The sequence below is a fragment of the Jiangella muralis genome (assembly GCF_001270745.1).
GTDB classification, from domain to species: Bacteria; Actinomycetota; Actinomycetes; order Jiangellales; family Jiangellaceae; genus Jiangella; species Jiangella muralis.
Genome location: NZ_LFXL01000010.1, coordinates 261,754 through 274,897, shown reverse-complemented (window position 1 = coordinate 274,897; position 13,144 = coordinate 261,754). Strand labels below are relative to the sequence as shown.

Annotated in this window: 6 protein-coding genes; all 6 read left to right on the top strand. The window is 71.5% G+C overall.

Annotated features, from left to right (window positions below):
• The first annotated feature begins 308 nt into the window (after nucleotides 1-308).
• The 6 genes from ACW62_RS19340 to ACW62_RS19315 all read left to right on the top strand — a co-directional run bounded on the left by ACW62_RS19340 (nucleotide 309) and on the right by ACW62_RS19315 (nucleotide 13,062).
• Nucleotides 309-1,574, top strand: coding sequence for an ROK family transcriptional regulator (locus tag ACW62_RS19340; protein WP_169792095.1), 1,266 nt, complete (start codon nucleotides 309-311; stop codon nucleotides 1,572-1,574).
• 17 nt (nucleotides 1,575-1,591) lie between these two features.
• A complete protein-coding gene (locus ACW62_RS19335) occupies nucleotides 1,592-3,076 on the top strand; it encodes a sugar ABC transporter ATP-binding protein (RefSeq protein ID WP_053205915.1) in 1,485 nt (494 codons plus the stop codon).
• Nucleotides 3,073-4,143: an ABC transporter permease gene (locus tag ACW62_RS19330; protein WP_053205736.1), complete on the top strand. Its 1,071-nt coding sequence runs from the start codon at nucleotides 3,073-3,075 to the stop codon at nucleotides 4,141-4,143. Before ACW62_RS19335 ends, ACW62_RS19330 begins: the two co-directional genes overlap by 4 nt.
• Nucleotides 4,144-4,239: 96 nt before the next feature.
• Nucleotides 4,240-5,307, top strand: coding sequence for a substrate-binding domain-containing protein (locus ACW62_RS19325; RefSeq protein ID WP_053205735.1), 1,068 nt, complete (start codon nucleotides 4,240-4,242; stop codon nucleotides 5,305-5,307).
• Between the two features lie 83 nt (nucleotides 5,308-5,390).
• On the top strand, nucleotides 5,391-6,596 hold the full coding sequence (locus ACW62_RS19320) for a Gfo/Idh/MocA family protein (protein WP_053205734.1): 1,206 nt from the start codon (nucleotides 5,391-5,393) through the stop codon (nucleotides 6,594-6,596).
• Nucleotides 6,597-6,744: 148 nt separating this feature from the next.
• Nucleotides 6,745-13,062: a ThuA domain-containing protein gene (locus tag ACW62_RS19315; RefSeq protein WP_205629469.1), complete on the top strand. Its 6,318-nt coding sequence runs from the start codon at nucleotides 6,745-6,747 to the stop codon at nucleotides 13,060-13,062.
• Nucleotides 13,063-13,144 lie beyond the last annotated feature (82 nt).

Here is a 13,144-nt window from a genome sequence, read left to right as displayed (position 1 = left end):
ACGTTCTGTCGTTGCGGCGCCGGATGTTGCCGAACCGTGACCTCGTCCGCCGGTCCGTGCCGCGACCCGTCCCGCGCGCCGCCCCGGGGCGGCCAACGCGCAGCTCAGAGCGCATATTGCCTGGTATAGACCGGATCGTCCAGCGGATCCGGCGACCATGGCCGACTCGGCGGTTGTTCGAGCGTCATCGGCTGGTCACCGGAAGAAACTCGTTCGTAACCCTTGACCGCGAGTGGCCGCCCTTCCTAGTTTGTTGTCCCAACCGACGAACACTCGTGATGCAGGTCACGCCGGGGAGAGGGGGGACCATGACCGACGCGTCCGCGCCCGCCGACCAGGTGTTCCTGCGCCGGCACAATCTGGCGATGGTCCTGCGCGACCTGCGCGACCACGGGCCGCGGTCGCGGGCCCGCATCGCCGCCGACACCGGCCTCAACAAGGCCACCGTCTCCAGCCTGGTCGCCGAGCTGGGCGAGTTGGGCCTGGTCCGCGACGGCGATGTCGAGCGCGGCGGCGGGGTGGGCCGGCCCGGGCAGACGGTGGAGATCGACGGGCGCAGCTGCGGGCTGGGCGCCGAGGTGAACGTCGACTACGTCGCGGTGCTCGTGCTCGACCTGCGCGGCGAGCAGGTCAGCTACGTCCGCACCCCGCTCGACGTGCCGCGGCTGGGCGTGGAGAAGACGATGGACGAGCTGGCCGCGGCCATCGCGTCCGCCGTCGACGACGCCGCGGCCAAGGGGCACGACGTCGGCGGCATCACCGTCGGCATCCCGGGCATGGTCGAGACCGCGCCCGGCGTGCTGCGGCACGCCCCGAACATCGGCTGGCGCGAGGTGCGCATCGCCGACGAGCTGGCCACCCGGCTGTCCGGCCCGGCCGCGACCATCCGGGTCGACAACGACGCCAACCTCAGCGCGCTGGCCGAGTACGCCATGGGCTCCTCGGCCGGCACCGGCGACCTCGTCTACGTCACCGGCGAGACCGGCGTCGGCGGCGGCGTCATCTCCGACGGCGTGCTGCTGCGCGGCACCGAGGGCTACGGCGGCGAGATCGGGCACATGCCGATCGGCGACCCCGCGCACCGGTGCGGCTGCGGCAAGGCCGGCTGCTGGGAGACGTCGGTCGGGCTGGCGGCGCTGCTGCGCGAGGTGGCCGACAAGGACGACCCGGTCACCGACCCGTCGGTCGACCTCGAGGTCCGGCTGGCCGAGATCCGCCGCCGCGCGTCGCTCGGCGACGGGCGCACGCTGCGCGGCATCGAGGCGGTCGGCACCGGCCTCGGGCTCGGCGCGGCCATCCTGGTCAACCTGTTCAACCCGCGGGTGATCGTCCTCGGCGGCTACTTCGCGGAGCTGGGCGAGTTCTTCCTGCCGGTCATGGAGGCCGAGCTGGACAAGCGCGTCGTCGCCCCGGCGCGCGGCGGCTGCCGCATCGAGCTGTCCGCGCTGGGGTTCACCGCCGCCTGCCGCGGTGGCGCGCACGTCGCGCTGGAGGCCGTCTTCACCGACCCCGCATCCGTGGGAACGGCGGCCGCGTCCTCGATTCCGACCCCACTCCCCGGAGGTGTGGCGTGAGCGACCCGTTGCTGCAGATGACCGGCATCGTCAAGGTCTTCCCGGGCGTGCGGGCCCTCGACGGCGTCGACCTCGAGGTCCGCGCCGGCGAGGTGCACTGCCTGCTCGGCCAGAACGGCGCCGGCAAGTCGACGCTGATCAAGGTGCTGGCCGGCGCGCACCAGCCGGACGAGGGCGAGATCCGCTGGCAGGGCGAGCAGATCCGGCTCGGCACGCCGATGGCGGCGATGAAGAACGGCATCGCGACCATCTACCAGGAACTCGACCTCGTCGACGGCCTGTCCGTGGCGGAGAACATCTACCTCGGCCACGAACTGACCGCGGCCGGCTTCTCCCGCCGCGGCGACACCCAGAAGGAGGCCGCCGCACTGCTGGCCCGGCTCGGCCACCCGGAGATCTCGCCGCGCCGCGAGGTCGGCATGCTGTCGGCGGCCGGCAAGCAGATCGTCAGCATGGCGCGGGCGCTGTCCCACGACGTCAAGCTGATCGTCATGGACGAGCCGTCGGCGGTCCTCGACCAGGAGGAGGTCGCCCGGCTGTTCAAGGTCATCCGCGACCTGCAGGCCGAGGGCGTCGCCGTCGTGTACATCTCGCACCGGCTGGAGGAGATCCGCGAGATCGGCGACCGCGTCACCGTCCTCAAGGACGGCCGCACCGTCGCCACCGGCCTGGCCGCCCGCGACACCCCGACCCGCGAGCTGACCCGCCGCATGACCGGCCGCGACATCGAGTACGTGTTCCCGCCGCGCCGGACGCACGAGGGCAACGGCGCGGTCGTGCTGGCGGTCCGCGACCTGTCCTCCGGCCGGGCGTTCAGCGGGGTCGACTTCGAGGTGCGGGCCGGCGAGATCGTCGGGCTGGCCGGGCTGGTCGGGTCCGGGCGCTCGGAGATCCTCGAGACCGTCTACGGCGCGCGCAAGGCGTCGTCCGGGTCGGTCAGCGTCGACGGCAAGACCCTGCGCAACGGGCATGTCCGGGCCGCCGTCCGCGCCGGCGTCGGGCTCTGCCCCGAGGAACGCAAGAGCCAGGGCCTGCTGCTCGACGAGGCCATCTACCGCAACGTCAGCCTCGCCACCATGGGCCGGTTCGCCCGTGGCGGCTTCATCAACCGCGGTGACGAGAAGCGCGCCGCCACCGAGCATGTGAAGTCGCTCGACGTCCGCCCGCCGGACGTCGACCGCGCCGTCCGCACCCTGTCGGGCGGCAACCAGCAGAAGATCGTCCTCGCCAGGTGGCTGCTCCGGGAGTGCCGGGTGCTGCTGCTGGACGAGCCGACGCGAGGGGTCGACGTGGGCGCGCGCAGCGAGATCTACGCGCTCGTCCGCCGGCTCGCCGACGACGGTGTCGCCGTCGTCATGGTCAGCAGTGAGGTCCCCGAGGTGCTCGGCCTGGCCGACCGGGTGCTGGTCCTGCGGGACGGGGTCGTCGTGCACACCGGGCCGGCCGACGACATCGACGAGCACCGGGTCCTCGACCTGGTCATGGAAGGGAGCGCAGCGTGAGCGACCAGACTCCGTCCGCACCGCCGACCACCCCGCCGGCCGACGAGCATCGTCGCATCGAGGCGGCCGCGGCGGCCGGGGGCGAGACCCAGTCCGGCTTCGTCCGGTTCATGAGCAGCCCGTTCGGCCGGAACCTCGGCCTGGTCATCGCGCTGCTCGTGCTCTGCGCCGTGGGCGTGGCCACCGCCGGCGACCGGTTCGCCAGCACCGACAACATGGTGACGATCCTGCGGTTCGCCTCCGTCATCGGCGTGGTCAGCATCGGCATGACCTTCGTGATCATCGGCGGCGGCATCGACCTCTCGGTCGGCGCCATCGTCGCGCTCTCGTCGGTCTGGGCCACCACCCTGGCCACCCAGACCATGGCCGAGGACACCCACTGGCTGATCATGGTGTTCGTGGCCTGCGCTGTCGGAGTCGGCTGCGGGTTGGTCAACGGCGTGCTCGTGGCGTACGGGCGCATGGCGCCGTTCATCGCCACGCTGGCGATGTTCGCCGCCGCCCGCGGCCTGGCCGAGATCATCTCCGAGAAGCGCACGCAGATCGTCGACGTCCGCGGGCTGGTCGACACCATCAACGGCGAGTTCCTCGGCATCTCGGTGCTGATCTGGATCTTCGCCGTGGTCAGCGCCGTCGGCTGGGTGCTGCTCAACCGCACCACGTTCGGGCGGCGCACCATCGCCGTCGGCGGCAACGCGACGGCGGCGCGCCTCGCCGGCATCGCGGTCAAGCGCCACACCGTCCTGCTGTACGTGGTGCTGGGCCTGGCCTGCGGCATCGCCGGGATCATGCTGGCCGCCCGCACCGGCACCGGCAGCGGGACGCACGGCCAGCTGTACGAGCTGGACGCGATCGCCGCCGTCGTCATCGGCGGGACGCTGCTCACCGGTGGCCGCGGCACCATCGTCGGCACCGTCTTCGGCGTGCTGATCTTCCAGACGCTGACGAACGTGTTCACCCTCAACAACCTCGACAGCTCCACCCAGGCCGTCGCCAAGGGCGCGATCATCGTCGTCGCCGTACTCCTCCAGCAGCGGGTCGCGGTCCGCAGCAGCGACTCGACCTAGCCGCCCCACTTCCCCGCCGACACACCGACTCACCCCCAAGAAGAGCGCACCACCGGACGGGCAGTCCGGGACCGTACCAACGACGAGGAGAGACCCATGTCCGTACGTACGAACCGGCCGCGCCGCCGGTTACTGACGGCCACCGCCGCCGTGTTCGCGGCCGGAGCCCTCGTGGCCAGCTGCACCAGCAACGACCCGGAGGAGGAGAACGAGCCGGCCGCGCAGACCGGCGGTGACGCCGCGCCCTCCGGCAGCAACGACGAGGTCGGCGAGACCGTGACCATCGGCTTCTCCGGCCCCGAGGCCGACCACGGCTGGCTGGCCGCCGTCAACGACTCGGCCGTCGCCGAGGCGGGGAAGTACGAGGACGTCGAGCTGCGCACCGCGGAGGGCACGAACGACGCCAACCTGCAGATCAGCCAGATCGAGACGTTCATCAACGAGGGCGTCGACGCGATCGTGCTGCTGCCCACGGACGGCGCCCAGCTCACCGAGGTGGCCACCCGGGCGATGGAGGCCGGTATCCCGGTCGTCAACGTCGACCGCGAGTTCTCCACCTCGTTCGCCGCCCGCACCACCATCCTCGGTGACAACTACGGCATGGGTGTCTCGGCCGGCACCTACGCCTGCGGGCTGATCGAGGAGAACGGCATCGCCGACCCGGTGATCGCCGAGATCGCCGGCATCGACTCGCTGCCGCTGACCCAGGACCGCTCGCAGGGCTTCGAGGACGCGCTCGCCGCCTGCGACCAGACCGTCGACAACCGCGTCGCCGCCGAGTTCACCGTCGAGTCCGGCGAGGAGCAGGCCGCGAACCTGCTGCAGGCGGCGCCGCAGATCGACATCATCTGGAACCACGACGACGACCAGGGCGTCGGCGTCAAGCAGGCGTTCGACAACGCCGGCCGCGACGAGTTCTTCTTCATCGGCGGGGCGGGCTCGGCGAACGCGATGCGGTGGATCCAGGACGGCGAGATGGAGGCCACCATCCTCTACCCGCCGACGCAGGCTGCGGACGGCATCCGGCTGGCCCGGCTGCTGGCACAGAACAAGGGGATGTCGGACCTGGTCCAGGTCGAGGTACCGCGCCGGATCGTGCTGAACGCTCCGGTCGTCAACGCCGACAACGTCGAGCAGTACCTCCCCCTGGGGTTCGAATCCTGATCAGGACGCGGTGAGTGGCGGGGCCGGCGCCGGCCCCGCCAGCACTCGTCACGCACGGGGGCACATAACGGAAGGCACAGCACATGACGGTTGACGACACGCCGACCCAGGTCACGTCACTGGGCATTGGGATGGTGGGTTACGCGTTCATGGGGGCGGCACACTCCCAGGCCTGGCGCAACGCGCCGAGCTTCTTCGACGTTCCGGTGGTCCCGCGCCTGGTGGCGCTGGGCGGCCGGAACGCCGAGGCGGCCGGCGACGTGGCCAGACGCTTCGGGTGGGAGAGCGTCGAGACTGACTGGCGGCAGCTGATCGCCCGCGACGACGTGGGACTGGTCGACGTCTGCACGCCCGGCGACACCCACGCGGAGATCGCGATCGCGGCCCTCGAGGCCGGCAAGCACGTGCTCTGCGAGAAGCCGCTGGCCAACAACGTGGCCGAGGCCGAGGCCATGGTCGAGGCGGCGGAGAAGGCGGCGGAGTCGGGGGTCCGCAGCCTGGTCGGCTTCACCTACCGCCGGGTGCCGGCCATCGCGCTGGCCCGGCAGCTGGTGGCCGAGGGCCGGCTGGGGCAACTGCACCACGTCCGTGCCCAGTACCTGCAGGACTGGATCGCCGATCCTGCTGCGCCGTTGTCGTGGCGGCTGCAGAAGGATCGGGCCGGTTCCGGCGCGCTCGGCGACATCGGCGCGCACATCGTCGACCTGACGCAGTTCATCACCGGCGAGCGCATCACCGGTGTCAGCGCGATCCTGGAGACGTTCGTCAAGGAACGCCCGATCCCCGACTCCTTCACCGGGCTGGCCGGCTCCGCGGGGGCGGGCGCGGCCATGGGACCGGTCACGGTCGACGACACCGCGCTGTTCCTGGCCCGGTTCGCCGGGGGAGCGGTGGCCTCGTTCGAGGCGACCCGGTTCGCCAGCGGGCGCAAGAACGCGATCCGCATCGAGATCAACGGGTCGAAGGGCAGCCTCGCGTTCGACTTCGAGGACATGAACGTCCTCAACGTCTACGACCACACCGAGGACGCCCGGCTGGCCGGCTTCAAGCGGGTGCTGGTGACCGAGCCCAGCCACCCGTATGTCAGCGCCTGGTGGCCCGCGGGGCACGGGCTCGGCTACGAGCACGCCTTCACCCACCAGGCCGTCGACCTGCTGACGGCGATCGGCGAGGGCCGCGACCCGGAGCCGTCGTTCGCCGACGGCCTGGCCGTGCAGCGCGTCCTCGCGGCCGTCGAGGACAGCGCGGCCGCCGGCAGCGCATGGACGGAGGTCCCCGCACCCGCCTGAGACCACGCAGGGCCGAGTACCACCGGGGGCGACCCCGGGCACGGAGCGCACCATCCGTTCCCGACAGTCGAAGGAGACTGTGGTGAGTCATCCCACGCAACGCGCCCGCCGATGGGCGCGGCGATTATTGGCGGCAGGTGCCGCCGTCGTGACGACGGTGCCGCTGGCGGTCGCCGCGATGGCGCCGCCGGCGGCCGCCCACCCGGGCCACGGTGGCTACTCGATCCTGGTGTTCTCGAAGACGGCGGGGTTCCGCCACGACTCGATCCCCGCGGGCATCGCGGCGATCCAGCAGCTCGGCACCCAGCACGAGTTCGACGTCACCGCGACGGAGGACGCCGCGGCGTTCACCGACGAGAACCTCGCCCAGTACGACGCCGTCGTCTGGTTGTCGACCACCGGTGACGTGCTCAACACCGACCAGCAGGCGGCGTTCGAGCGGTACATCCAGGCCGGCGGCGGGTACGCGGGCGTCCACTCCGCGTCCGACACCGAGTACAGCTGGCCGTGGTACGGCGAGCTGGTCGGCGCGTACTTCGCCAGCCACCCGCAGAACCAGACCGCGACGGTGAAGGTGGAGGACCCGGCGCACCCGTCGACCCAGCACCTCGACCCGCTCTGGTCCCGGTTCGACGAGTGGTACAACTACCAGACCAACCCGCGCGGCAACGTGCACGTGCTGACGTCGCTGGACGAGAAGTCGTACTCGCCGGGTGGTGGCGCGATGGGCGCGGACCACCCGATCACCTGGTGTCAGGACTACGACGGCGGCCGGTCCTGGTACACCGGCCTCGGCCACACCCAGGAGTCGTACGCCGACCCGGACTTCCTGCAGCTGCTGCTCGGCGGCATCGAGACCGCGGCGGGCGTCACGCCGGCCGACTGCTCGGCCAGCATCCCGGACAGCTTCGAGAAGGTCACGCTCGACGACAGCACCAGCAACCCGATGGAGCTGGCGGTCGCCGACGACGGCCGCGTGCTCTACATCGACCGCAACGGCGCGGTCCGGTTGATCCGGCCGGACGGCTCGGCCACCACCACCGGCACCTTGAGCGTGTACACCGGCCAGGAGTTCGGCCTGATGGGCATCGCGCTCGACCCTGACTTCGTCACCAACGGCTGGGTCTACCTGACGTACGCGCCGGCCGGCGGCGAGGCGATCGACCGGGTGTCGAGGTTCACGCTGACCGGTGAGACGCTCGACCTCGCCAGCGAGACCGTCATCATCGAGTACCCGACCAACCGGGTCGAGTGCTGCCACGCCGGCGGCGCGCTGGAGTTCGACAACGACGGCAACCTGTACCTCACCACCGGCGACAACACGAACCCGTTCGCGTCCAGCGGCTACGCGCCGATCGACGAGCGGCCCGGCCGCGAGCTGTGGGACGCGCAGCGCACGTCGGCCAACAGCAACAGCCTCAGCGGCAAGGTGCTGCGCATCACCCCGTCCGACGGCGGCGGCTACACGATCCCCACGGGCAACCTGTTCCCGCCGGGCACCGCGCAGACCCGTCCGGAGATCTTCGCGATGGGATTCCGCAACCCGTTCCGCATCGGCCTGGACCCGGCGACGAACAAGCTCATGGTCGCCGACTACGGACCGGACGCCGGCAGCGCGAACCCCAGCCGCGGCCCGGACGGCCGGGTGGAGTGGAACATCGTCGACGAGCCCGGCTTCTACGGCTGGCCGTACTGCGTGGGCAACAACACGCCGTACATCGACTTCGACTTCGCCACCAACGCCTCCGGCGCGGCCTTCAACTGCGACGCGCCGGTGAACAACTCGCCGAACAACACCGGCATCACCCAGCTGCCGGCCGCCATCCAGGCCGAGGTCTGGTACGGCTACTCCACCAACCCGCTGTTCCCGGAGATCGGTGGCGGCGGCGCCCCGATGGCCGGCGGCGTCTACCGGTACGACCCGGACCTGGTGTCGGACCGCAAGTGGCCGGCGTACTGGGACGGCAAGGCGATCTTCGGCGAGTGGAACCAGGGCAACCTGTACTCGTTCCAGCTCGACGAGACCGGGTCGGCCGTCACGGACATCAACGCGGTCTTCCCGGACTGGCCGTTCGCCCGCCCGCACGCGCTGGAGTTCGGCCCGGACGGCGCGCTGTACCTGATCGAGTGGGGCGCCGGCTTCGGCGGCAACAACGCCGACTCCGGTGTGTACCGCATCGACTACGTGCAGGGCACCCGGGCGCCGGTGGCGCGCATCAGCGCCAGCGCGACGTCCGGCCCGGTGCCGCTGGAGGTGTCGTTCGACGGCTCCGCGTCGATCGACCCCGAGGGTGGGCCCATCACGTACGCGTGGGACTTCGACGGTGACGGCAGCACCGACTCCACCGAGGCGGAGGCGTCGTATACCTACACGACGGCCGGCGACTACACCGTCGCGCTCACCGTCACCGACGGCGACGGCCTGTCCGACATCGCCAACGTCGAGATCACGGCCGGCAACACCGCGCCGGACGTGAACGTGGCGTGGCCGCCGAACGGCGGGTTCTTCGAGTTCGGCGACACGATCCGGTACGAGGTGAGCGCCACCGACGCGGAGGACGGCCAGGCCGACTGCGCGCGCATCGTCACCCAGCCGGCGCTCGGGCACGACGAGCACTCGCACGGGTACGCCGAGAACCACGGCTGCTCGGGCGTGTTCCCGCTGCCCGGCGACGAGGGCCACATCGGCGCGAACATCTTCGGCACCGTCACGGTCACCTACACCGACGACGGCGCGCCGAACGTCAGCCCGCTGACCGGCCAGGAGGTCCTGGTCCTGCAGCCCAAGCGGCGCGAGGCCGAGCACTTCGGCACGACCGGCCGGCTGGCGGGCTCCACCTCGGGCGGCGACCCGGGCGTGCAGCGCGAGACCACCGGCGACGTCCTGGGCGGCGGCCAGAACATCGGGTTCATCGAGCCCGGCGACTGGTGGGCCTGGGACCCGATGAACCTCACCGGCATCGACAGCATCACGCTGCGGGCGGCCACGCCGACCGGCGCGTCGACGGTCGAGGTGCGCACCGGCTCGCCGGACGGCCCGACGGTGGCCACCATCACCGTGCAGCCGACCGGCGCCTGGCAGACCTACGACAACTTCACCGGCGAGGTCAGCGGCGACACGGCCGACGACAGCGGCCCGCTGTACTTCGTCAACGTCTCCGGCGGGCTGAACGTCAACTGGATCGACTTCGAGGGCCGCGGCGTCACCGACAACCAGCGGCCCGACGTCGAACTGACCGCGACGCCGACCAGCGGCACCGTCCCGCTGGACGTCGACTTCGAGGCCACCGCCACCGACCCCGAGGGCGACGACCCGCTCACCTACGCGTGGGTCTTCGGCGACGGCGGCACCGCCACCGGCCCGGCCGCGTCGCACACCTACACCGAGGCGGGCAGCTACGACGCCTCCGTGACGGTGACGGACGCGCGCGGCGCCGCGGCGACCGAGCACGTCACCATCGAGGTCGACCCCGTGATCACCGAACCGCCGGTCTGCCTGAACGGGCGGTCCGACGGGTTCGACGGCACGTCGCTGGACCGGGACCGCTGGACCACCGTGGTCCGGGAGAACCAGGACCTCGTGGTCGGGGACGGCGCGCTGGTGCTGCCGGCGACGAGCACCGACATCTACGGCACCAACAACACCGACACGCCGAACATCGTCCTGCAGGACCTGCCGGACGGGCCGTTCACCGCGACCGCGAAGCTGACCATGCAGGCCTACCGGGCCTACCAGCAGGCCGGTCTGATCATCTACGGCGACGACGACAACTACGCCAAGATGGTGCTCCAGGGCCGCGACACCGGCGTCAGCAACCCGGCCGCGCGCATCTTCCAGTTCATCCGCGAGGAGAACGGCGCGCCCAACGAGGTCGGCGACAGCAACACCGCCAACCTCGGCGCCGCCTACCCGGACACCGTCTGGGTGCGCTACATCAGCGACGGCTCGAACCTGCGGGCCGCGTACAGCTCCGACGGCGTGAACTTCACCGAGATGCCGCAGACGAAGAGCCTGGCCGGCATCGAGAACCCGAAGATCGGCCTGGTCGCGCTGGCCGGAACCGGCCAGCCGGTCACCGACGTGCGGTTCGACTCGTTCCACATCACGCCCGACGACACCGCCACGCCGCCGACGCCGGACGACGCGTTCGACGGCACGACGCTGGACGGCTGCCGCTGGACCGTGCTGCGGCCCGACGACGCGGGGTACCGGGTCGCCGGCGGCAAGCTGGAGATCGACACCCCGAACGGCGACATCTACACCGGCAACACCGACCCGCTGCCGGGGAACTTCATGCTCCAGCCGGCGCCCGAGGGCGACGAGTGGACCATCGAGACGCTGGTCGACGCGTCCACGCTGGTCGAGCAGTACCAGCAGGGCGGGCTGATCGTCCACGGCGACGACGACAACTACGTCAAGTTCGACATGGTGGTCGACAACCCGGCCGGTCAGCCGGTGGCCCGCCGGATCGAGCTGCGCAGCGAGGTCGGCGCCGTCATCCAGGACCCGCAGCCCCAGGCCACCGCGCTCACCCAGGGCGTGTGGCACCTGCGGCTGAGCCGCTCCGGCGACACCTACAGCGGCGCCTACAGCGCCGACGGCCAGACCTGGACCGAGCTGGGCGAGGCGGTCACCAACACCGCGCTGTCGTCCGGTGACGTGCGGGTGGGCCTGTTCGCCATCGGCACCTCGCAGTCGGCGCCGCAGACGGTGACGTACGACCACTTCCGCGTCACCGGCGGGCCGCAGGCGTGCGAGCCGACGGCGCCGGGGGAGGGCTACACCAGCCTCTTCGACGGCACCGAGGCGAGCCTGTCCGGCTGGCAGATGGCCGGCCCGGGCGGGTTCACGCTCACCGAGGACTGCACGCTGCTGTCCGAGGGCGGCATGGGCCTCTACTGGTACTCGGCGGACTCCTACGAGGACTACAGCCTCAAGCTGGACTGGATGATGCCGGGCGACGACAACTCCGGCATCTTCGTCGGGTTCCCGGACCCGGGCGACGACCCGTGGGTCGCCGTCAACCAGGGCCACGAGATCCAGATCGACGCCACCGACGCGCCCGACCGCACCACCGGTGCGATCTACGCGTTCCAGGGCGCCGACCAGGCCGCTCGCGACGCCGCCCTCAACCCGCCGGGTGAGTGGAACGAGTACGAGATCGTGGTGCAGGGCGACCGCATCCGGGTGCTGTTGAACGGTGTGTTGATCAACGACTACACCGACACGGACCCGAACCGGATGAACCAGCCCAGCTTCATCGGCATCCAGAACCACGGCGCGGCGGACCAGAACTACTTCCGCAACGTCCGCATCCAGGAGCTCGTCGACGAGACGCCCCCGACGGTCGCGGTCGCGCTCGACCCGGCCGCGCCGACCGGCCAGAACGGCTGGTGGACCGGCCCGGTGTCCGCTACCGCGGTGGGCACCGACGACCAGGGCGGCGAGGTCGCGCTGGAGTACCGCCTCGGCGGCGGCGACTGGACGCCGTACACCGGTGCGGTGGTCGTCGACGCCGACGGCGAGCACGCGCTGGAGTTCCGCGGCACCGACACCGCCGGCAACGTGTCCGAGCCGGTCGCGGCGGCCGTCCGCAAGGACGCCACCCCGCCGGTCACGACCGCCACGGTGGAAGGCAGCGCGCCGGTGGCGGTGACGCTGGCGGCCACCGACGCCACGTCCGGCGTCGCGGCCACCGAGTGGTCGCTCGACGGCGGCGACTGGACGGCGTACGACGGTCCGGTCGCGGTCAGCGGCGACGGCGAGCACGAGCTGCGATACCGCTCGGCGGACGCGGCCGGGAACGTCGAGGACGCCAAGGCGGTCACCGTGACCGTCGACGGCTCCGCGCCGGTCCTGGTGGTCAGCGGCGTCGCGCACGGCCAGCTCTACGGCGACAGCCAGAGCCTGACCGTCACCTGGACGGCCACCGACAACGGCCCGGTCACCGTGACCGGGACGCTGGACGGCACGGCCATCCAGTCCGGCGCCGTGGTCGCGCTGCACGCGATCCCGCTCGGCCTGCACGAGCTGGTCGTCACGGCGGAGGACGCGGCCGGCAACGAGACCGTCCAGGAGCTGGTGTTCTTCTCCACCACGTCGTTCGCCGACATGGAGAGCCTGATCACTCAGTTCCAGACGGCCGGCACGATCACGCCGCAGGTGGCCAAGGACCTGCAGAAGTCGCTGTCCACCGCCCGCCGGCAGGAGGGCATGGGCCGCGAGGACCGGGCCGTGATCGCACTGGAGTCGTTCAAGACCATGGTCAACGCGAAGGTCACCAACCCGGGGGCGAAGAGCACCCTGGTCCGGGACGCCGACGCGATGATCCTGCGGCTCGGCGGCACGCCTCGGCAGGCGTCCGCCGGTGTCCGCGCCAACGGTGGCGAAGCACTCACCGGAACGGGCCGTCTCGCCGGCGATCCGGACCGTACTGAGGGCAGGGAGTTGCCCGCCATCGAGTAACCGTCACGACCACCCCCACCCCCAAGGAGACGTCACCATGAGAGTTCTGCTGCCGCCCGGCGCACCGCGCCGGAACGGAACC